Origin of the sequence: Mesorhizobium sp. Primo-A (genome assembly GCF_003997175.1) — a bacterium.
GTDB classification, from domain to species: domain Bacteria; phylum Pseudomonadota; class Alphaproteobacteria; order Rhizobiales; family Rhizobiaceae; genus Mesorhizobium; species Mesorhizobium ciceri.
On sequence record NZ_RZTG01000004.1, the window covers coordinates 1 to 19,187 of the forward strand.

The window sequence follows — 19,187 nt, forward strand, 5'->3', positions numbered from 1 at the left end:
CAACAGTGGGGGCGGCAACGGCGGCAATTCCGGCGGAAGCAATAGCGGGAACAGCGGCAACGGCAATGGGAATAACGGCAACAGCGGCAACAGTGGCAACAACGGCAAATCAGGATCCAGTCAGGGTAAGAGCGGGAGCCATGTCAATGCAAAGACCGGTGACAAGGTCGACGTGACCGGCAACAAGATCACAGTCAGGCATCCCGACGGCATAACGGAAAAGCTCGAGAACGGTCGTTTCAGCATGAAGGACGCTCTCGGTCGCACGATCATCGACCGCCAGGCCACGCCGGCCGATGCCAATCGTCTCAAGGCCTTGTGAAGCTGGCCAACAGGCAACGGTCAGCTTTGCACGTCACCTCCGCCGCCCCCCGGCGGAGGTGACCTCGTTTCCGGCCGGCGTCGTCCCGGTTTTCGGCACCGCAATGGCTGCGGTCCCGAGGCGCGACGCGCTTTTGCGCAATCCGGGACGGGAAACCGCTGCGCATTTCTTCGGACCTGCCCAGAGCAATTCTAGAAAAAGTGTGAAGCGGTTTTCCCGTTCCCTTGGGAATTGCGTCACAGAGTTAGAGCAGCTCGCCGTTTCCGTGAAACGGTGAAATGCTTTAGGAAGGCCTGTCGCGGTCGCGCCACTCACGCATCATCAAGGCCGCTTCGGTGCGATTTCGCACATTGAGCTTCGACAGCACTCCGGTCATGTGATGTTTGACGGTCTTCTCCTGCAACTCAAGCCGCAAGGCGACTTCCTTGTTGCTCAGCCCCTCCGCCACCAGCCGCAGGATTTCCGTTTGCCGATCGGTGAGCTGCCGCAGCCGTTCCGCCAAGCCGTCGGTCGGCTGCTGGGACTGGAGATCCGAAAGCAGCCGGGCCGATAGTGTCGGCGAGAGATAGCTTTCGCCGGCTGCGACATTGCGCAGGATGTCGGCGAGGCCGCGCGATCCGACGCCTTTGAGGACATAGCCATTCACCCCTGCGTTCAGCGCCTTGGTCACATCGGCATTGGCCTCCGAGACGGTCAGCATGACGATCTTCTGGGCGGGATGGTTGGCGAGGATGCTTGCGACCGCGCTCAGCCCGCCGCCCGGCATCGAGATGTCGAGCAGCAAGATGTCGGGCCGCATCGTCGCGGCGAGGCGTTCGGCATCCTGCGCCGTGGCGCCCTCGCCAACCATCTCGAAGCCTCCGATCTCCGACAGGCTGCGCGTCACACCTTCGCGAAAGAGGGGATGATCGTCGACAATGGCAATGCGAATGGTCCCAGTCATGCTTGCTCCTCGACCGACAGACGGATCACCAAACGCGTACCTTGCGGCCCGGTCAAGGTTTCGAACTGTCCGCCAATGCTTTCGACCCGTTCCCTGAGGCCGGCGAGCCCGAGGCCCTCGACCCGTGCCGTCGGATCGAAACCCGGCCCGCGGTCCGACACTTCGACAAAAAGCCTGCCACCTTTCATCCCGGCACTCACCGCCTGATCCTTGCCTAGCCCGTGGTGATAGGCATTGTTCAGCCCTTCCTGGACGAAACGATAGATGCTGATCTTCTCGGAGGCGCCGGGTTCAGGCAACTGTCCGGCCAGCGTCAGCGTCACCGACGTTCCCGTCCTCTGTTCGTGTTCCTTGACGGCCAGCCGCAGAATGTCGGTTGCGGCAGCCGTCTCGATCTGCGGCAGGACAAGGCCGGTGCAGATGCCGCGTATTTCGCGCATCGCATCCTCCAGCGTCTTGCGAATCATCGTGACCTCGGTCGAGCGGCTTGCGCCCGAATGGCCATCGCTGGAAAATATCGGGCTGTCCATGCGCAGCGCCGCCAGGGCCACGAGTTGGGCCGGGCCGTCATGCAGGTCGGCGCCGATGCGGCGCAGATATCTTTCGTTGAGCGCGGTGGCGCGGCGCGAGGCCTGTTGCACGCGCAGTCGCAAGGCACTGTTTTGCGCCACCAGACCCTGCAGTTCCGACACCTGGCGGCGCAGCGCCCCACGCTGGTCGTCGATGGTGCGGCTGCCGCGCAGGACGATGCCCGACAGGAGCAGGAATGCCGCCAGGGTCGCGCCGGCCACGATCAGCCAGCTCGACCACAGAGCGGAAGCCAGGGTGGCCTGGAAATCGTCGGCGATCTCATAGAACTCGGTAACCGCCACCACCTCGCCCGACCAGGGCTCGCGCACGGGATTGTAGATCTCCAGCAATGGCAAGCCGGTCGCCTTCTCCTCGCTCTCATCCTCATCGAAAGTATTGAATTCAGCGACGACATTGCCTTGGAAAGCGGAACGCAGATTGTCGCTCGGAGCGAAGCGGCGGCCGATCAGGGCCGTCTCCTTGGCATAGAGGACCGTCCCGTCGCGGCGCCAGAGCATGAACGATTCGAGGCGCTTGCCGAGCGCGCCCTGGCCAAGCGTCTCGTCCAGCGCCTGCTTGACGGAATCGCTGAGCTCCTGCTCCTTGCGCAAGTCGGGAAGCAGCGGCGCAATCACGCTGTCGACATAGAGCGCCGTCGTGGCGGCCGAATTGCGGATGACGCCCTCTCTGATCTGCGCCGTCACCCAGGCGCCCACCACCAGCATGACGGCCAGCAGGCCAAAACCGCCGGCAACGACGAATTGCAAGGCAAGAGAGAGTTCGCTCCAGCGTCGCGTCAAGTTCTGCAGAATACGAATCATGAACCCCTGACCGCCCTTCAATCGAATGGCTGGACGATGTCGGTACATTGAGCCTCCGTCTTGCCATTGCCAAGAGCTTCGTTTGGTCGAGCGCTTGACGTCCCGGCGCGCTTCGGAAACAACGTCCGCGACACATGCGGCGGGAGCCGCTTCGAGAGGGGGGCGGAACGTTGAGTTTTTCGGGACTGCTGCAGCTCGGCTTTTCAACGGTCATTTTCCTGCTGGCGGCGACAGCCGCCAAGCAATGGGGCCTGGCGCCGAGCCTTGGCAAGATCGCGCTGACGCTGGCGCTCTATTCGCTGGGCAATCTGATCATGCTGCGGCTGATCCGCGAATTCGGCATGTCGGTGTCGTTCAGCCTGTCTGCCGTCATCCAGCTGGTCTCGGTGAACGTCGTGGCACTGGTCTTCTTCGGCGAGCGCGTCAACGCGCTGCAGGCGACCGGCATCATGCTGGCGATCGCCGCAGTGGCGCTGATCACGCTCGGACCCTATCTGCAAGGCCGGCTGTAACGGGCGGATTGCCGATGAAGAATGCCGCGAACGCTTTGCTCAACCGGGTCGAATTCCCGGTGCTGCTGGCCGGCCTGGTCATCGCGGCCGGCCTTTGGGGATTCGAGGAGCTGATGGAGATGGCGCGCGCCACCACCCCGCACGCCTTCGACACCGAAATACTGCTCGCCTTCCGCCAGGCGGGGCGGCCTGACAGCCCGATCGGCCCGATGTGGCTGCAAGGGGCGATGCGCGACATCACAAGCCTTGGCAGCGGCAGCGTGCTGGTGCTGATCGTGACGGCGGTAATCGTCTATCTCCTGCTTATCCGCAGGCCGGCGACCGCCCTTTTCATCTTCGTGGCGGTGGCCGGCGGTCAGATGCTGTCGAGCCTGCTGAAAGCCGGAATCGACCGGCCGCGCCCCGAACTCGTCTCGCATCTCGTCAACGAAACGACGCTGTCTTTTCCCAGCGGCCACGCCATGCTGTCGGCGGTGACCTATCTGACGCTCGGCGCGCTGGCGGCACGCTTCCTGCCCGGTCGAACGACGAAGATCTATGTGCTGTCGCTGGCGGTGCTGACGACGCTGCTGGTCGGCATCAGCCGCGTCTATCTCGGCGTCCACTGGCCGTCGGATGTGCTGGCCGGCTGGTGCGCCGGCTTCGTCTGGGCGATGCTGTGCTGGCTCGCTGCCCGGACGTGGCAGCGATGGCGTGGGCAGCACCCGGACGGCGAGACTGGAGACTAGATCAGCCGGTTGATCAGCCCGTGCCCGCAGCCGGCCAACAGGAAAACCGCCGACAGCAAGGCTGCCGATGTCATGAAAGTCTTGAAGATATTCAACCGCGTTACTCCCTGCCCAGATGGAAGACCTTAGCGCGCAATCCCGGGAAAGTATCTAAAAAATGGCCAGTCAGGCGCCGCTACTTACGTCTCAAACATTCATCCTAATGCTTGAAACATCAGAATGATGATATTATACCTTACTCCTGCAGACTCAGACGGGGATTCCGGCCGATGATCACTGCCGCGCAGATGCGCGCCGCAAGGGCGCTGGCCGGCATCGATCAGAAGACGCTCGCCGAGCGCGCCGGCGTTTCGCTTCCGACTATCCAGCGCATGGAGGCGAGCGATGGCGTGGTCAGGGGCGTGGTCGACACGCTGATGAAGGTCATCCAGGCCCTCGACGAGGCCGGGGTGGAGCTGATCGGCGAGAATCAGGCCAGCGAGCGCGGCGGCCGGGGCGTGCGCCTCAAGTCTGCCGTGCCGCCGGATCCCAAGGCTGAGCCGGCATAAAGTCGCGACGGCGACCGCCGACAGCCCTGCCGACGATCCCGCCGCCTTTCAGGGTGCGAAAGGCAGTCCATGGATCAGACGCAGCGGGCAGGGCATGAACCGGCCCCCAGATCGGCCCAAAGGTCGGCCCACCAGTCGGCAAAGCCGACATTTCCCGAATTGTTCACGCCAAAGCTCGTGACGGTCTGGCGCGAGGGCTACACCTTCGCCGACGCCAAGGCGGACGCCATTGCCGGGCTGACGGTGGCCATTGTCGCGCTGCCCTTGTCGATGGCCATCGCGATCGCCTCGGGAGTCACGCCCGAGCGCGGCCTCTACACCTCGATCGTCGGCGGCTTCATCATTTCGGCGCTCGGCGGCAGCCGCTTCCAGATCGGCGGCCCGGCCGGCGCCTTCATCGTGCTGGTGGCCGCGACGGTTGCCCGGGTCGGTATTGACGGGCTGCTGCTGGCAACGATGATGGCAGGGGTCTTCCTGCTCGCCATCGGCTATCTCCGTCTCGGCACCTACATCAAGTTCATTCCCTATCCGGTGACGGTCGGCTTCACCGCCGGCATCGCCGTCATCATCTTTTCCGGACAGATCGTCGAACTGTTCGGGCTGAAGCTTGCCGGCAAGGAGCCCGGACCGCTGGTGCCGAAGCTGATCGCGGTCGGCGAGGCGGCCGGCACCATCAACCCGGCGGCGACCTTCGTGGCGGTGTTGACCGTCGCCACCATCGCCGGCCTGAAGCGCTGGCGGCCGACATGGCCCGCAATGCTCATCGCCATCGGGCTGGCATCGCTGGTCGTGGCGCTTCTCGCACTGCCGGCGGAGACGATCGGCACCCGCTTTGGCGGTATACCGCGCAGCCTGCAAATGCCCGCTTTGCCGCCGATCAGCCTGGACAGGATGATTGACGTGCTGCCGGATGCCATTGCCTTCGCCTTGCTGGGCGCCATCGAATCGCTGCTTTCGGCGGTGGTCGCCGACGGGATGACGGGCCGCCGGCATCGTTCCAACTGCGAACTGGTGGCGCAAGGCTTCGCCAACATCGCATCCGCCCTGTTCGGCGGCATCTGCGCCACCGGCACCATCGCCCGCACGGCGACCAATGTGCGGGCCGGCGCCCACGGACCGGTTTCGGGCATCGTCCACTCCGCCATCCTGCTCGCCTTGATGTTGGTGGCGGCGCCGCTCGCCAGCTATATCCCGCTCGCCGCCCTGGCCGGCGTGCTGGCGGTCGTGTGCTGGAATATGTTCGAGAAACAGGCCTTCGCCACCTTGCTGCGTGCCTCGCGCGGCGATGCGCTGGTGCTGATGGCGACCTTTCTGCTCGTCATCTTCCGCGATCTCACCGAAGGCATCGTCGTCGGCTTCGTGCTGGGGTCGATCCTGTTCATCGACCGCATGGCCAAGTCGATTGCGGTCGAGGCCGATCAGCCGCTGGTGCAGGAGGATGTCGCCGACAGCACCAAGGCCTACGATGCCAGCGAGGCGACCGACGCCGACACCGTCGTCTATCGCATTTCGGGCGCCTTCTTCTTCGGCGCCGCATCGACCGTCGGCACCGTGCTCGACCGCATAGCCGACCAGCGCAGGAACTTCATCCTCGACTGCTCGGCCGTACCGTTCTTCGATTCGACGGCGGCCAACGTCATCGAAGGCGCCGCCCACAAGGCGAAACGCGCCGGTGTCCGCTTCATCATATCGGGTGCCGCGCCGCAGATCCGACGCATGCTGATCACCCACGGCGTCAAGCGCCCGCTGGTGACCTACGCCGCCTCGATCAAGGATGCGCGGGCGCAGCTGAAAGGGAAGCTGGAGGCGGGGTAGGGGCCGGGATTTGCCGGCCGGTGGCCATAGTCAGGACAAGGTGTCCACCTGTTGAATGCCAACTTCTTGACGTTGAGCTGACTCACGCACGGCGCGACGTGAACAACCGCACTGCGCCTCTTTTTGGTCATTTCGAGAACCAACCTCCGATTCCGAAAGCTGGCATCCATCCACGTTGCGCCGCCAATGCTCAATCCTCGGTGAGCATGAAGCGATCCTGTAATCGAATTATTGACGAAATATCGTTATAGATTCTATTATATCCCCAAGTGAGGTATCCCATGCTCTACAAGCTAGAGGTCGAAAACTTCTTCTCCATCCGCGATCCGCAGGTGCTCGACCTGTCGGTGGATGGAAAAGTGCCCGATCCTGAAGGCCGTTATGCCCCCATCTTCGAGGGTGCGGACGTGCGCGCGCCGAAGGTCGTCGCCCTCTATGGCGCGAACGCCTCGGGTAAAACGACGGTGCTGCGCGCGCTCGAATTCGTCGTGACGATGATCCGCGACAGCGTAGCGCGCACGGTGCCAGGCTTCGCTGGCATCGAGCGGTTCAACGACGTGGAACCCGGCAGTCGGCCGATCCGGTTCGCGATCGAGCTGGGCGGCATCATAAACCTGACGCCGGAAGTCTTTCAGCGCGCCACGAGCGGCGAAAAGGTCGAGCAAGGCACTTACCGCTACGAACTGGAAATCGAACTCAAAGAAGGGCTCGCGGTGCGGATCGCGTCCGAGTCGCTGCGCCAGAGGCCGAACGGCCAAGGGAAATGGCAGCGCGTCTATGAGCGCGATGCCGAGGGCAAGGTGAAGGACTCTAAAACCTTCAGCCTCTCGGGCTTCCAGCACCTCGTGAAGACGCTCGCCGGCAATCACACGGTGCTGTCATCATTCGCGAAATTCCAGCACCCGACCGCGCAGCTTCTTGTGGATACGGCGCGCAAGGCCTTCTTCCAAATTGAGCCTGTGCACTCCTTCGTCGATCGCGACGTGATCGACTATCTAAAGAACCAGCCCAACGTCGTCTCGCGGCTGAAGGATGAGCTAAGCCGCATAGATGTGGGTGTGGAAGGGATGCGCTTTCAGCATACGGACAACGGGCCGCTGCTGCTGTTTAAGCACGCGGGTCTTGCGGTCGAAATGCCTTGGCTGATGGAAAGCCACGGCACGCGGGCCTTTATCAAGATGTTCCCTTTCATCATGAGCGCACTCGATACCGGCGGGATCGCCGCGATCGACGAAATGGACGCGGCCATTCACCCGAACATGCTGCCCGAGCTGGTGCGCTGGTTCTATGCGGCCTCGGGACGTAACAAGTTCGACGCGCAGCTATGGCTCTCCTGCCATTCGGCCTCGCTGCTCGATGACCTCAACAAGGAGGAAATCGTGATCTGCGAGAAGGACCGGCAGGGCCGCAGCCACCTTTACAGCCTCATGGACGTGAAGGTGCGCCGCGACGAGAACCATTACCGCAAATATCTGAGCGGTGCATACGGCGGGGTTCCACACCTCGGATGAGCCGTCGTCGCCCGCCATATATCGAGCTTCGCCGTCCGGTTTATATTGGCTGCGAGGGAGCGTCAGAAGTCGGTTATGCCGGCTTTCTGCAAGATCTGATCCGCGATGCCAATTTGCCGGTGCACCTGCACGTTGACGAATTGGGGCCGGGGACCGGCGATCCGCTGTCGCGTATCGAGATGGCGGTGCTGCGCCTGAAGCTGCTCCAGAGAAAACGCCGTGCGCCCGCGGAACGCTTCGCGCTTTTGGATTTTGACCAGGCCGAGCGCGATCCGCAGCGCGCCGAGCGAACGCGCAAGCTCGCGGCCGACAACGGAATCACGATTCTCTGGCAACGGCCCTGCTTTGAGGCAATGCTGCTGCGCCATCTGGAGGGCAAGGCGGCCAACCGCCCGCCCGATACGCCGGGGGCGGTTAAGGCGCTCGAAAAGGAATGGCCGGAATACAAAAAGCCCATGACGCGCGCCAACCTGGCGCGCCGGATTAATCGGGATGCCGTCCTGCGGGCGGCAGGTGTCGAGGCCGAACTACAAGCCTTGCTCCGCAGTATCGGGGTGCTCTAGCGATCGGGATACGCGACTTCCGCGCTGTATGGTCGCCGGCGGCGGTGAACCGGTGGCGACGGAAGCTTCGCCACAAGCACGTCCCGAACCGGACGTTCCGCTCCCGGCCCAAAGGCGAGATCAAAATATCTGCTCGGCAATGTCGGCTATTGGCGCTTGGCACAAGGTGGGCCGATCCGGGGACGTCGTTAATTGGCCACAATACGATCCTCGCCGACTAACGACAGTCCATCGGCCGTTGGCGAACGTCTCGCAGCTCTGCCCTGAGGCGCCGATCATGGCTCTCAATCGAGCTTCAGCGCCACAACCTCGCCTTCGTTCATCAACGGCACATAAAGGATCGACTTGCCATCGGCGCCGATGTCGGCGCTGCCCGGCTTGAACTGCGCCACCACCTCCGGCGCGCCGCCCGCATGATGGCGGTAGAGCTTGCCGGTCATGTAGGCGGTGGTATAGATGGTGCCGCCGATGGCTACGACGCCGTCGAGATCGGCGAATTTCTGGGCGGCCGGCAAGGGCGAAACCACCTTGCTGGCGATGTCGACCGACAGCAGGCCGCCAAGCTCCGTCGTGCTGAAGTCGGGCTTGATGCCCTTGCCCCAGGAGGCGACGATCAATCGGCCGCCATCGGCGAAGATGCCGTTGGGTGAAGCCAATGCCCCGTCCTTGACGAACAGCTCCGGCCGGTCGCCATCGATGCGGTAGATGGCGTCGGCCAGCATGTCGGTGACATAGACCTTGCCGGATTGGTCCGATGTCATGTCGTTGAGGAAGACCGCGTTCGGCACCGCGATGCTGGCGACCAGCTTGCCGCTGGCGAGGTCGACGACGCGGACTTTCGTGATGTCGGCGACATAGAGCTTGCCGCCCGAGATCGCCATGCCCTTGGGTGCGTCCATGCCGTCGGTCCAGTGCTGGGTGACCGTCTTGCCGTCCAGCGACAGCACGGAGAGATAACCGTTGCCGTCGGCCTCGCCGGGATTGCCTGATATGTTGGAAACGATGATGCGATTGTCAGCGGCGTCGAACAGGGCCGATTCCGGCTGTTCGAGCCCGGTGGCGCGCCAGAGTTCGCCGGCCTCCGCGGCGGGCACTGCGGCAATGCCGATGACGGCGATAAAGGTTGAGGTGATGAGGGTGTTCATGACTGCTCTCCTGAGATGACGAGGCAGAGCTATGGCTTTCGATACTTTTCGGAAAGGCCTGACGCCGCTAGTATCGAATATCGATACGAAACTAGCGACAAGAGGTGCATCCAATGAACGGTCTGATCTTCCAGGCGCTGAAGCGGACGTTGAAGGCGAAGGGCGTCACCTATCGCGCGCTGGCCGAACGCATGGGCGTTTCCGAACCGACGGTGAAGCGTATCTTCCATGAGCGCAATTGCAAGCTCGACCGGCTGATGGAGATTTGCGCTGCGGCCGGTGTCGAACTGGAAAACGTGCTCGGCTCGATGAACCGGGGGCCTGGGCCGGTCAACCACATCGCGCCGGAGATCGAGCGCAAGCTCGCCAGCCGGCCGGCGCTGCTGTTCATCTTCGTCATGCTGTCAGAAAAGTTCACGCCCGAAGGCATCATGCGCTCGCAAGGCCTGAGCGAGGCTTCGATGTTCCTCTATCTGCGCGATCTCGAGGAACTCGGCCTGATCGCGCTCGGACGGGGTCTCTCGGCGAGACTGCTGGTCGAGACGCCGATCCAGTGGAACTTCGAAGGGCCGCTCAGGCCGCTGTTCGAGATGACCAACAAGAATTTCATCGGCTGGGCCATCACCCATATCGACAAGGAAGCGACCTTCGTCAGCTTCTCCAGGCGGATGCGGCCGGAGACGGCTGAAATGGTGCGGCGCGAGGCGGAGGATCTCGCCGACCGCGCCAAGCTGCTCGCCCATCACGACCAGCACACGACGCCGGAGGATGGCCTGATCGGCTACAAATGGACGTTTGCCTTTGGCGCGACGCCATTTCCGGCAATCATGCCGATCGGGCCGCACGCGCGAGATGCCGGGGCGAGGCCTGATACGCCCGCCGCCGCGAAAGGACAGCGGCCGCTGCCGGCCTGACCAGGCACCGCGTCAATCGTCTCAGCACGATTGCATCTGGTGGCTGAGCTTACCGCGCACGACCCTGGCAGTGCCGACCGCCACCATTTTTGCCGCTGTCTTGCCCCCCGGACCCGCCATGCGACCGGCGACGCCGACCGCGCCATTGACGGCGCCCATCGTCTTCATCTGCCCGACCGTCTCGTTCATACGCGCCCGGCAGTCCTGCATTTTCCTGGTCGCCTCGACTGCAGCCAGGGCCTCGCCAAGACCTGCCGGCGAGTCCGGGCCGGCCGCCAACTCCGCCAATTGCGCATGCTGGTCTGGCGTGATCGGCGGGCTGGCGGCCGTCTGGCTGCAGCCGGAGGCCAGCAGGCAGATCAGCATCGCGATCGGGCTGCCTCGCCCGGCACGTGCCGTGGCTGGAAAAATATCGCGATGTTCGGCCTCGAGGCTCCCGCCCGGAGTTGCTTTTCCGGCCACCCGTTTCCTGTTGCCCAACCTCCTATTGCCCCATCGCCGGGCCGAGGATGAGGCTGCGGATTTTTGGCGTCAGCGGCCTGACGACATCGGCGAAGGGGTCACCCTCGGCCCGCAAGGCCATCAAGCCTTCGTCCTCTTCGTCGATCGCGGCGATGGTCTCCGTCTTCTGTGCCTCGGTCAGCTCCCTCATGCCGGATATGGCATTTCTGAGCTTGGCGAAAATGGCATCGAGTTCTGCGACCGGCATCGTCGCCAGGAACCCGCGCATGGTCTCTCCAAGCGCGACCTTCCAGCTGTCGGCGGTGAAACCGGCGCTGCCGATCAAGCCCTTGTCCGCGGCATCGCGCTCGTACCAGTCGGCGGCGATCTCCTCGTCATAGGCGAACTGACCGAATTCGGGCTGCAAGGCCTCGATCAGGCCGACGACCGCCGACGCATCCCGCGCTGTCAGCGCCAAGGCAGGCGGGCTGTCGAAGATCATGCCGGCAAGTGCGAGCGCGCCGGCCAGCCGGCGCATGGCTACGAAACGCCGCTCAGCCATAACAATCCTCCGCAATGCCGGCCCGGGCACTGCTCGTTGCCTGGGACTGCAGAACCGAGCCGCCGATCGAGGCGGCCTGGCCGGCAATGACCCCACCATTGCCAGCCAGACCGCCAAGACCCCCCGCCATCGACAGCACACCGCCGAGCAGAGCCGCATTGGTCTGCGCCTTCGCCGCCTTCTTGGCCGCATCGGCGCATGCCGTTTCCGTCGTCGGTTCGTTCCGGGCCTTCTTGCTGCCGGCCGCGCTCGCGATCGATGCCGGCCTGTCGTCGACCTGGCCCGTTTGGCAGCCCGCAAGGGCAATGGTCAGGGCCAGGAAAATGCTCTTTTTCATGGTGCTGCTCATCATCGGGCAGCGCGCGGCGGCAGCTTGGCCTCGCGATGATCGGTCACTGCGTTGCCCAAGGCGATCGACAGCAGATAGATGCGCGGATTGAACCCTGCCGCAGCCAGTGCCGACAGCGTCTTGAACAGTTGCAAATGAAACATCGTGCCCCCCTTTGGATTGCCGCCAATGCGGTTCCGGTTCCGGAATCGCGCCGCAAACTAGGGGCATAAAAGGGGGGCAGCTTGGACAGAACGGCACTGAAAGCGGCCAAAACGGCCCGGGATTGACGTTTTGCAGGCTCCGGCGCATATGACCGCGCTCTTGGGCATGGGGGGTGTCGATGACTGCGACGATGGGGACGTCAGCCTCATTCAGGCTGGCGACGGAGATGTTTCCGGAGCGGGATCGCGTCGAGATCACGCGTGAGGTTTACGGCCGCACGGTTCTGAGGGTGGACCTCGATCCGCTGGCGCCGGCGCAGATCGACATGCGGGTGCGCGCGTTGCCAGGCCTCGGCATCGCCACCGGCAGCTCATCGGAATTCCGGGTGCATCGTACGTCGTCGCTGATCGACAATGACGACTTCGTTCTTCTGGCGGCCCTCGACGGGGGCAGTGTGATGAAGCATCGCGGCCGCGAGGAGGCGGTCGGCAACGGCCAGGCGCTGATGATGAGCGGTGAAGAGGTTGGCCTCAACCTGATCGGCGCCGGCGGGTTTCGCTTCGTCAATCTGAGTTTTTCGCGCAAGCAGCTTTCGCCTCTGATCGGCGATCCGGCCGCGGTTCTTATGCGGCCCTTGCCGACCCAAAGCGGGGCGATGCGGCTGTTGCTCGACTATATCAGCTCGATCCAGGAGGTCGGAGACGAGTTGACTGCGGAGGCCTGCCACCTTGCGGCGGCACATGTTTTCGACCTTGCCGCACTCGCCATGGGCGCGACCAGGGATGCGGCCCAGATCGCACGCGGCCGCGGCGTCAGCGTTGCCCGCTTGCGCGCCATCAAGGCCGATATCGTCGCGCATGGTGGCCATGTCGACCTGTCGGCGCAAGACGTCGCCGCCCGCCACGGACTGTCGGCCCGCTACGTCCGCAAGCTGTTCGAGAGCGATGGCACATCCTTGATTGATTTCATGATGACCCAACGGCTGGCGCGCGCCCATCGCATGCTCGGCGATCCGCGCCATGCCGGACGCAGCATCACCGCGATCGCCTACGAGGCCGGCTTCAACGACCTTTCCTATTTCAACCGGGCGTTCCGTCGCCGTTATGACGCCACACCCTCGGACGTGCGGGCCGCGGCTTGCAAGCACTGACGCCCGGCTGCCGGCCAGCGGTCCTGTGCAGCGGCTGGACTCATTTGATCGCGTTTATTCGGCGGCCTTGGCCCCGGGATCGGCAAGCTTGTCGTCCCAGGTCACCGCCCGGTAGTCGAAACCATATTCCAGCGTCGGCTTGACGATGCGGAAATAGGGCGACAGGTCGAAATCGCGCGGCGTGTAGAGCGAATGGTGGCGGATGTGCAGGATTTCCTTGCGCGAATAGTTCGACTGCGCCGAGGCGCGGCCGGGCGCACGGGTGATCTCGGGCAGGATCGGATAGCGGATCTGGCCATAGGCCTCGGCAATCAGCGTCGAGCAGATCGCCCGTGTCGGATCGCCGGAACCGAAGGCCAGCATGCGGCGGCGCCAGCGCACCGGCACCGGCGGTGTCGGGAAGAAAAAACGCAGCATGTCGAAAATGTTCTTGAGGTCGTATTTCAGGCCGAGCTTGCCGATCATGAAGGCGACGACCTTGTCGCGATCCTCCGGCGCCAGCCCACTCGCCCGGCAGATACGGGTGTTGTAGGTGCGGTAGCGCGACAATGGAACGGCGACGCAGCCTTCGCCGATCGTGACCTCGATCAGGCGCGGCCGCTCCGAGCCGTCCGCCGGCGCGGGCAAGGCATCGCCGATATAGAAGGCCGCATGCGACCAGGTCGACTGGGTCAGGTACTTGATCGCCGCCGAGATCTTCTGGTTGCCCTCGATCAGCAGGATGTCGCCGGGCTCAAGCGTGCGACGCAGCGTTTCGGCATCGGAGGGGGTGTAGGGCTCGTAGCCGGACGATTCTTCCTGCAGCCGGCCGGCAAGCCAGCGGCCAAGTCGATCCAGAAGCGTGTCGCCGGGCTCGGTCATACTCCATGGCGATTAGCATGGGCGGGTAATGAGGGCTAGCGCACGCCTTTCTTCCCCCCGTCCGGACCGAGAGGAAGAGCGCCAAGTCATCCTACGATGCCGCGGCCTCTTCCGGCGGCGCAGCCAGATCGTCGCGCGCCTTGCGGGCCAGTTTGCGTGTCGAGCGTTTGGGACTGTCGCCGAACAGCTCGGCCGCCTCGGCAAGGCAGCTCTTCTTCAGCTGCTTTTCCGACCGCTTCAAAAGCTTGGCCAGAAGTTTCGTGTCCTCGGGCGGCCCGAGCAGCTGGTCGTCGGCCTCGAGCAGGGCGCGCATCACCAGCACATCGTGCAGGTCGCCCAGCCGCTCGCCCAGTTCGTCGACCGCGTTGCGCCTTGCTTTGATCGGTGTCGGCCACAGCCTGCCGAGCAGCGACAGATGCATGCCGTGGGTCTTGGCCGCCTTGCGCAGATCGTGGAAATCATCGGCCGCTCCCCGCGATCCGGCCTTGTCGAGCGCCTTCCTGGCGCGGCGCAGCGTGACGCGGGCGCCTTCGGCAAGCACGTCGGCCGCCTGTTCCGGCTGGTCGGGCAAGGCCAGCGTGCCGATGCGGTGCAGGCCCTCCTCGCAGGCGGCGGTCGCCGCGCCGATCGCCGCTTCGAGCCCTGTACCTTCGTGCAATTCATGCTGGCGCGCGATCAGCCTGTCGCGAACCGCGCCCAGCCCATCGTCGGCGCCCTCCTTGGGAAAGCTTGCCGCCAGGCGGTCGATGGTTTCGATCAGCGCTGTCGCCTCGCGCGGGCCGGCAAGCAGGGCCGCCACGTTGCGGTAGCACTGGTTTTCTGTCTCACAGAATGTTTCGTCACCGGAACGAACAAGCCGCAGCAAGGCGCGAGCGCTCTTCAGCCGCTTGCGGCATTTGTGCAGCGCCTGTTCCGGCCGGCTCCGTGCGGCGTCAAGATGATGCAGCGCCTTGCCGATCTCCTCGGCAAGGATTCTCCTGACCTCGCCGGTCAGCGGCAGGCGCGGATCGATGCGAAAGCTCATGCGGCGATCTCCGGAATCCCACCAAGGGCGAGCGACGCGTTGTAGAATTTCTGCTCGCCGGTGACTTCACGGCCGAGCCAGTCGGGCAGCATTTCGTCCGGCACGTCCTCCGGCGTCTCAAGTTCGGCGACCACAAGTCCCGCAAGCGGTCCGCCAAAGACATCGACTTCATAGAGATAGCCACGGTGCCTAACATGGTGACGTGTCTTCTCGATGACACGTCCGATGGCGAAGTCCAGCATCTCCACCGCCTCCGACAGCGGGATCGGGTATTCGAATTCGTCGCGCTCGCGCGCTTTGCTGCCGAATTTGAGCGTCAGCTTGGCGGAAGTGCCGTCGCTGATGCGGATGCGCACTGTGCGCCCGGGGCCGGCAGCGAGATAGAACTGGAGAATGCGGATATTGGCCTCGGCCAACTCCCGCCATGCGGTGCTGGTGACCAGGAATTTTCGTTCGACTTCCTTGCCCATGGCCGCGCACTAAAGCGTTTGCCGCCGTCGATGGCAAGACAATGACGAACAGAAGTTGACGTTAATCAATCGATTGATTAAAGTGCACTTATGATCAAACTACCTGAGCCCAAAGTTCTTCGTCGCGAGCCCGCCGAGATGACGCGCGCGGCGCTTGTCCAGGCGGCACTGAAGCTGTTCGGACGGCAGGGCTTCGACGGCACCTCGACGCGCGAGATCGCCGCCGAGGCGCGAGCCAATATCGGCTCGATCGCCTATCATTTCGGCGGCAAGGAGGGTCTTCGCACGGCCGCCGCCGACTTTATCGTCGAGACCATCCAGACGGTCGCCGGCCCGGCGCTCGGCAATGCGCAGGCGCCCGCGCCGGTCGGTCCGGAGGCAGCGCAGGCGCAGCTCTTCGCGGCGCTGGAGCGAATGGTCGGCTTTGTCGTGGCCAGTCCGCAGGCCGGTGAGATCGTGCAGTTCATCCTGCGCGAACTTTCCCATCCAACGGCAGCCCTCGATCGTATCTATGACGGTGTCTTCGAGCCGAGCCATCGCCGGCTGTGCCAGCTGTGGGAACAGGCAACTGGCGAGCCCGCCGAAAGCGAGGCCACAAGGCTCACCGTGTTCACGCTGATCGGCCAGGTCATCTATTTCCGCATCGGCCGTGAGGCGGTGATGCGCCGCATGGGCTGGCCCGATATCGGCGCCGCGGAGGCCGCCAAGGTGGTGGCGGTCACATCGGGCAATCTCAAGGCCATACTGGCCGCCAGAAAAGGGGCAAAGACAAAGGGGCAAAGACCATGAGCTTTCTGTGTTCGCTGCCGCTCGCCGCGCAGCTCTTCTCGGCCTGTGCCCCGGCAGCACCGCTGGCCGTCGGCTATGTCGAAGGCGACTACGTGCTGCTGGCGCCGATCGAGGTGGCGCAGGTAGAGACCGTCACGGTGAAGCGCGGCGACCGTGTGGTGCCTGGCACGACCGTGGTGACGCTGGAAAGTGCCGACGCAAAAATCGCTGTCGCGCAGGCGCAGGCCGGCCTTGCCCAGGCGCAGGCGCAATTGGCCGACCTGCAGATCGGCAAGCGGCCGGAAGAGATCGCCGTGCTGAAGGCCGAGGTCGATATGGCCAGCGCCCAGGCCGCCGACGCCAAGCGCAAATACGACCGCGCCGCCGATCTGTTCAAGCGCGGCGCCGGCACGCAAGCGGATTTCGACACCGCGTCGGCCACGCTCGAAACGGCCAATGCGCAGGTCGGCCAGGCCAAATCCAATCTCGCCGTCGGCGGCCTGCCGGCGCGCCCCGAGACGATCAAGGCCGCCGACAATCAGGTCAAGCAGGCGCAGGCCGCGTTGGAGCAGGCGCAGTGGCGGCTGTCGAAACGGGTGCTGGCCGCCCCTTCGCCCGGCCGCGTCAACGACGTCATCCGCAATCCGGGCGATACATCAGGTCCGACCGCGCCTGTGATTTCGATCCTGCCCGACGGCGCGGTCAAGCTCAGCGTCTATATCCCGGAGAGCGCCTTCTCCTCGGTCAAGGTCGGCACCTTGCTCGGCGTCCATTGCGACGGCTGCGGCCCGGATGTTAAGGCGCGCGTCAGCTACGTCTCGCCGGATCCCGAGTTCACCCCGCCGGTGATCTATTCGCTCGAGAACCGGCAGAAGCTGGTCTACCTCGTCGAGGCGCGGCCGGAGGGCGATGCCGGCCCGCTGCAGCCCGGCCAGATCGTCGATGTCGATCTGGCGGACAGCGCAAGATGAACGCCATCGACGTACACGGCCTGGTCAAGCGCTTTGGCGACAAGACCGTCGTCGACCATGTGACGATGTCGGTTGCCGAGGGCGAGATCGTCGGCTTTCTCGGCCCCAACGGTTCGGGCAAGACGACCACCATCCGCATCATGTGCGGCCTGCTGACGCCGGACGAGGGCGAAGGCACGGTGCTCGGTTTCAACATCCGCACCGACAGCCTGCGCATCAAGCGCGAAGTCGGCTACATGACGCAGAAATTCTCGTTCTACGAGGATCTGACGATCGGCGAGAATCTCGAATTCGTGGCGCGGCTCTACCGGCTGAAGCCGGTCGAGGGGCATGTCGCGAGCACGTTGGAGGACCTCGGCCTGACGTCGCGCCGCAACCAGCTGGCCGGCACCTTGTCGGGCGGCTGGAAGCAGCGGCTGGCGCTGGCCGCCTGCATCATGCACAAGCCGAAATTGCTGCTGCTCGACGAGCCTACGGCCGGTGTCGACCCGAAGGCGAGGCGCGAGTTCTGGGACGAGATCCATCGCCTCGCCAGCGGCGGGCTGACCGTGCTGGTCTCCACCCACTATATGGACGAAGCCGAGCGCTGCCACCGCATCAGCTACATCTCCTATGGCAAGATGCTGGCCACCGGCACTGTCGCCGAAGTGGTGAAAAATGCCGGGCTGACCACCTTCGTCCTGCAGGGTCCGCGCCTCGATCAGGTCGCCGAAGCGCTTCAGGGCCGCCCCGGCGTCGATCAGGTGGCGCCGTTCGGCGCGACGCTGCATGTCGTCGGCTCCGACAAGAAGAAGCTCGAAGCCGTGCTTGCCGATGTCGAGAGAGAGCACAAGGGCGTGAAAGTTTCGCCCGGCGAAACCAGCCTCGAGGACGTCTTCATCCAGTTCATGTCCGGCTCGAAGGACAACATGGAATGAACAGCGTCTTTTCCTTCGCCCGGCTTGGCGCCTTGCTGATCAAGGAATTCATCCAGATGCGGCGCGACCGCATCACCTTCGCCATGATGCTCGGCGTGCCGCTGATACAATTGGTGCTTTTCGGCTACGCCATCAACAACGACCCGAAAAGCCTGCCGGCAGCACTCGTGGCGACGAGCAACGATCCCTATACGCGCGCCATTGTCGCGGCGCTGCAGACCACCGGTTACTATCGTTTCGACCATGTCGCGCAAAGTGCCGCCGAGGCCGAGTTCCTGATATCGCGCGGCGACGTTGCCTTCGTCGTCACCATCCCGGCCGATTTCGCCAGGAGGGTGGAGAGCGGCAACAGCCCGCAGATACTCATCGAGGCCGACGCCACCGACCCGGCGGTGGCCAGCGGCGCCATCTCGACGCTCGGCACAGTCGCCAGCCAGGCGCTGCTGAGGGCGCAAGGCACGCAGGAAGCCGCCGCCGAGGCCGCCAAGGGTCAGCTCGATGTCGTCGTACACCGGCGCTACAATCCCGAAGGCATCTCGCAATACAACATCGTGCCCGGCCTGCTGGGCGTCATCCTGCAGATGACCATGGTGATGATGACCTCGATCGCGCTGACACGCGAGACCGAGCGCGGAACGATGGAGAACCTGCTGGCGATGCCGTCCAGCCCGCTCGAGATCATGATGGGCAAGGTGCTGCCCTATCTGGCGGTCGGCGGCGTGCAGGTGGTGGTGGTGCTGGCGGCGGCGAAACTTCTGTTCGCCATCCCCTTCACCGGATCGATGTCGCTGCTCCTGACCGCCGTGCTGATCTTCGTGCTGGCGCTAGTGCTGCTCGGCTACACGATTTCGACCATCGCCCGCACGCAGATGCAGGCGCTCCAACTCACCTTCTTCTTCTTCCTGCCGTCGATCATGCTGTCCGGCTTCATGTTCCCGTATCGCGGCATGCCGGACTGGGCACAAATCTTCGGCGAGATATTCCCGCTGACGCATTTCCTACGCATCACCCGCGCGGTGATGCTGAAGGGGGCCGAACTGCCGGCCGTGGCAACGGAGATCGGCTGGCTGGTGGTGTTCGTGGCTTTGTTTGCCGGCGTAGCATTGGTGCGATTCAGGCGGACACTGGATTAGACGCC

The 19,187-nt window shown here is 64.1% G+C and carries 22 protein-coding genes and 1 pseudogene; 13 read left to right on the top strand and 10 right to left on the bottom strand.

Translation table 11 applies throughout. From position 1 onward, the window contains the following. Window positions 1–322: pseudogene (locus EOC83_RS08110) on the top strand (hypothetical protein); the annotation flags it as partial. A gap of 283 nt (window positions 323–605) precedes the next feature. Here EOC83_RS08110 and EOC83_RS08115 read toward each other — a convergent pair. Next, entirely contained in the window at window positions 606–1,265 is a 660-nt protein-coding gene (locus EOC83_RS08115) for a response regulator transcription factor (RefSeq protein ID WP_013528674.1), read from the bottom strand. Continuing rightward, entirely contained in the window at window positions 1,262–2,656 is a 1,395-nt protein-coding gene (locus EOC83_RS08120; RefSeq protein ID WP_024502211.1) for a sensor histidine kinase, read from the bottom strand. The genes EOC83_RS08115 and EOC83_RS08120 overlap by 4 nt, the downstream gene beginning before the upstream one ends. A gap of 170 nt (window positions 2,657–2,826) precedes the next feature. On the opposite strand from EOC83_RS08120, the gene EOC83_RS08125 reads away from it, so the two are divergent. From EOC83_RS08125 to EOC83_RS08150, 6 genes are all read left to right on the top strand, one after another. Further along, a complete protein-coding gene (locus EOC83_RS08125) occupies window positions 2,827–3,168 on the top strand; it encodes a hypothetical protein (RefSeq protein ID WP_013528672.1) in 342 nt (113 codons plus the stop codon). 14 nt (window positions 3,169–3,182) lie between these two features. Continuing rightward, window positions 3,183–3,896 (top strand): phosphatase PAP2 family protein, encoded by a 714-nt coding sequence (locus EOC83_RS08130; RefSeq protein ID WP_063169633.1) that lies wholly within the window; start codon window positions 3,183–3,185, stop codon window positions 3,894–3,896. Between the two features lie 269 nt (window positions 3,897–4,165). Continuing rightward, the gene (locus tag EOC83_RS08135; RefSeq protein WP_063169634.1) at window positions 4,166–4,444 is read left to right on the top strand and encodes a helix-turn-helix transcriptional regulator; all 279 of its coding nucleotides are present in this window, start codon (window positions 4,166–4,168) and stop codon (window positions 4,442–4,444) included. Between the two features lie 69 nt (window positions 4,445–4,513). Further along, complete coding sequence (locus tag EOC83_RS08140; RefSeq protein ID WP_063169635.1) at window positions 4,514–6,259, top strand: SulP family inorganic anion transporter; 1,746 nt, start codon at window positions 4,514–4,516, stop codon at window positions 6,257–6,259. A gap of 281 nt (window positions 6,260–6,540) precedes the next feature. Next, window positions 6,541–7,770: an AAA family ATPase gene (locus EOC83_RS08145; RefSeq protein WP_063169636.1), complete on the top strand. Its 1,230-nt coding sequence runs from the start codon at window positions 6,541–6,543 to the stop codon at window positions 7,768–7,770. Beyond that, complete coding sequence (locus tag EOC83_RS08150; protein ID WP_063169637.1) at window positions 7,767–8,333, top strand: hypothetical protein; 567 nt, start codon at window positions 7,767–7,769, stop codon at window positions 8,331–8,333. Before EOC83_RS08145 ends, EOC83_RS08150 begins: the two co-directional genes overlap by 4 nt. A 284-nt stretch (window positions 8,334–8,617) precedes the next feature. On the opposite strand, the gene EOC83_RS08155 is transcribed toward EOC83_RS08150, so the two are convergent. Beyond that, a complete protein-coding gene (locus EOC83_RS08155; RefSeq protein WP_063169638.1) occupies window positions 8,618–9,478 on the bottom strand; it encodes a hypothetical protein in 861 nt (286 codons plus the stop codon). A 113-nt stretch (window positions 9,479–9,591) separates the two neighbouring features. Here EOC83_RS08155 and EOC83_RS08160 point away from each other — a divergent pair, with 113 nt between their 5' ends. Continuing rightward, window positions 9,592–10,392, top strand: a complete 801-nt coding sequence (locus EOC83_RS08160) for a helix-turn-helix transcriptional regulator (protein ID WP_063169639.1) — start codon at window positions 9,592–9,594, stop codon at window positions 10,390–10,392. 21 nt (window positions 10,393–10,413) lie between these two features. Here EOC83_RS08160 and EOC83_RS08165 read toward each other — a convergent pair whose 3' ends face one another. The 4 genes from EOC83_RS08165 to EOC83_RS08180 are packed head-to-tail and all read right to left on the bottom strand — an operon-like array spanning window position 10,414 to window position 11,887. Beyond that, complete coding sequence (locus EOC83_RS08165) at window positions 10,414–10,854, bottom strand: hypothetical protein (RefSeq protein ID WP_063169640.1); 441 nt, start codon at window positions 10,852–10,854, stop codon at window positions 10,414–10,416. 22 nt (window positions 10,855–10,876) lie between these two features. Further along, window positions 10,877–11,395: a hypothetical protein gene (locus tag EOC83_RS08170; RefSeq protein WP_063169641.1), complete on the bottom strand. Its 519-nt coding sequence runs from the start codon at window positions 11,393–11,395 to the stop codon at window positions 10,877–10,879. Continuing rightward, a complete protein-coding gene (locus EOC83_RS08175) occupies window positions 11,388–11,732 on the bottom strand; it encodes a hypothetical protein (protein ID WP_013528664.1) in 345 nt (114 codons plus the stop codon). Before EOC83_RS08175 ends, EOC83_RS08170 begins: the two co-directional genes overlap by 8 nt. 11 nt (window positions 11,733–11,743) lie before the next feature. After that, the gene (locus EOC83_RS08180) at window positions 11,744–11,887 is read right to left on the bottom strand and encodes a hypothetical protein (RefSeq protein ID WP_082826609.1); all 144 of its coding nucleotides are present in this window, start codon (window positions 11,885–11,887) and stop codon (window positions 11,744–11,746) included. A gap of 179 nt (window positions 11,888–12,066) precedes the next feature. Here EOC83_RS08180 and EOC83_RS08185 point away from each other — a divergent pair, with 179 nt between their 5' ends. Next, on the top strand, window positions 12,067–13,038 hold the full coding sequence (locus EOC83_RS08185) for an AraC family transcriptional regulator (RefSeq protein WP_013528662.1): 972 nt from the start codon (window positions 12,067–12,069) through the stop codon (window positions 13,036–13,038). Between the two features lie 54 nt (window positions 13,039–13,092). Here the strand turns inward: EOC83_RS08185 and EOC83_RS08190 are convergent, their stop codons facing one another. The 3 genes from EOC83_RS08190 to EOC83_RS08200 form a co-directional block, all read right to left on the bottom strand. Further along, the gene (locus tag EOC83_RS08190; RefSeq protein ID WP_013528661.1) at window positions 13,093–13,899 is read right to left on the bottom strand and encodes a hypothetical protein; all 807 of its coding nucleotides are present in this window, start codon (window positions 13,897–13,899) and stop codon (window positions 13,093–13,095) included. Between the two features lie 91 nt (window positions 13,900–13,990). Next, window positions 13,991–14,923, bottom strand: a complete 933-nt coding sequence (locus tag EOC83_RS08195) for a CHAD domain-containing protein (RefSeq protein WP_063169643.1) — start codon at window positions 14,921–14,923, stop codon at window positions 13,991–13,993. Continuing rightward, the gene (locus EOC83_RS08200) at window positions 14,920–15,393 is read right to left on the bottom strand and encodes a CYTH domain-containing protein (RefSeq protein ID WP_013528659.1); all 474 of its coding nucleotides are present in this window, start codon (window positions 15,391–15,393) and stop codon (window positions 14,920–14,922) included. Before EOC83_RS08200 ends, EOC83_RS08195 begins: the two co-directional genes overlap by 4 nt. Before the next feature lie 90 nt (window positions 15,394–15,483). Between EOC83_RS08200 and EOC83_RS08205 the strand changes: the two genes are divergently transcribed. Genes EOC83_RS08205 through EOC83_RS08220 form a run of 4 tightly spaced genes read left to right on the top strand, consistent with a single transcriptional unit; the run spans window position 15,484 to window position 19,182 of the window. Then, window positions 15,484–16,182 carry a CerR family C-terminal domain-containing protein gene (locus EOC83_RS08205; protein ID WP_063169644.1) on the top strand — a complete coding sequence of 233 codons (699 nt, stop codon included), beginning with the start codon at window positions 15,484–15,486 and terminating at the stop codon, window positions 16,180–16,182. Further along, window positions 16,179–17,132, top strand: a complete 954-nt coding sequence (locus tag EOC83_RS08210; protein WP_027161228.1) for an HlyD family efflux transporter periplasmic adaptor subunit — start codon at window positions 16,179–16,181, stop codon at window positions 17,130–17,132. Before EOC83_RS08205 ends, EOC83_RS08210 begins: the two co-directional genes overlap by 4 nt. Further along, window positions 17,129–18,049, top strand: coding sequence for an ABC transporter ATP-binding protein (locus EOC83_RS08215; protein WP_063169645.1), 921 nt, complete (start codon window positions 17,129–17,131; stop codon window positions 18,047–18,049). The genes EOC83_RS08210 and EOC83_RS08215 overlap by 4 nt, the downstream gene beginning before the upstream one ends. Next, on the top strand, window positions 18,046–19,182 hold the full coding sequence (locus EOC83_RS08220) for an ABC transporter permease (RefSeq protein WP_013528655.1): 1,137 nt from the start codon (window positions 18,046–18,048) through the stop codon (window positions 19,180–19,182). The genes EOC83_RS08215 and EOC83_RS08220 overlap by 4 nt, the downstream gene beginning before the upstream one ends. Window positions 19,183–19,187 lie beyond the last annotated feature (5 nt).

Coding starts and splice junctions, on each gene's coding strand:
- EOC83_RS08210 (WP_027161228.1), top strand. CDS start 16,179: ATGAGCTTTCTGTGTTCGCTGCCGCTCGCCGCGCAGCTCTTCTCGGCC.
- EOC83_RS08195 (WP_063169643.1), bottom strand. CDS start 14,923: ATGAGCTTTCGCATCGATCCGCGCCTGCCGCTGACCGGCGAGGTCAGG.
- EOC83_RS08150 (WP_063169637.1), top strand. CDS start 7,767: ATGAGCCGTCGTCGCCCGCCATATATCGAGCTTCGCCGTCCGGTTTAT.
- EOC83_RS08180 (WP_082826609.1), bottom strand. CDS start 11,887: ATGTTTCATTTGCAACTGTTCAAGACGCTGTCGGCACTGGCTGCGGCA.
- EOC83_RS08220 (WP_013528655.1), top strand. CDS start 18,046: ATGAACAGCGTCTTTTCCTTCGCCCGGCTTGGCGCCTTGCTGATCAAG.
- EOC83_RS08175 (WP_013528664.1), bottom strand. CDS start 11,732: ATGAAAAAGAGCATTTTCCTGGCCCTGACCATTGCCCTTGCGGGCTGC.
- EOC83_RS08130 (WP_063169633.1), top strand. CDS start 3,183: ATGAAGAATGCCGCGAACGCTTTGCTCAACCGGGTCGAATTCCCGGTG.
- EOC83_RS08140 (WP_063169635.1), top strand. CDS start 4,514: ATGGATCAGACGCAGCGGGCAGGGCATGAACCGGCCCCCAGATCGGCC.
- EOC83_RS08135 (WP_063169634.1), top strand. CDS start 4,166: ATGATCACTGCCGCGCAGATGCGCGCCGCAAGGGCGCTGGCCGGCATC.
- EOC83_RS08205 (WP_063169644.1), top strand. CDS start 15,484: ATGATCAAACTACCTGAGCCCAAAGTTCTTCGTCGCGAGCCCGCCGAG.
- EOC83_RS08170 (WP_063169641.1), bottom strand. CDS start 11,395: ATGGCTGAGCGGCGTTTCGTAGCCATGCGCCGGCTGGCCGGCGCGCTC.
- EOC83_RS08215 (WP_063169645.1), top strand. CDS start 17,129: ATGAACGCCATCGACGTACACGGCCTGGTCAAGCGCTTTGGCGACAAG.
- EOC83_RS08185 (WP_013528662.1), top strand. CDS start 12,067: ATGACTGCGACGATGGGGACGTCAGCCTCATTCAGGCTGGCGACGGAG.
- EOC83_RS08200 (WP_013528659.1), bottom strand. CDS start 15,393: ATGGGCAAGGAAGTCGAACGAAAATTCCTGGTCACCAGCACCGCATGG.
- EOC83_RS08120 (WP_024502211.1), bottom strand. CDS start 2,656: ATGATTCGTATTCTGCAGAACTTGACGCGACGCTGGAGCGAACTCTCT.
- EOC83_RS08160 (WP_063169639.1), top strand. CDS start 9,592: ATGAACGGTCTGATCTTCCAGGCGCTGAAGCGGACGTTGAAGGCGAAG.
- EOC83_RS08115 (WP_013528674.1), bottom strand. CDS start 1,265: ATGACTGGGACCATTCGCATTGCCATTGTCGACGATCATCCCCTCTTT.
- EOC83_RS08155 (WP_063169638.1), bottom strand. CDS start 9,478: ATGAACACCCTCATCACCTCAACCTTTATCGCCGTCATCGGCATTGCC.
- EOC83_RS08145 (WP_063169636.1), top strand. CDS start 6,541: ATGCTCTACAAGCTAGAGGTCGAAAACTTCTTCTCCATCCGCGATCCG.
- EOC83_RS08190 (WP_013528661.1), bottom strand. CDS start 13,899: ATGACCGAGCCCGGCGACACGCTTCTGGATCGACTTGGCCGCTGGCTT.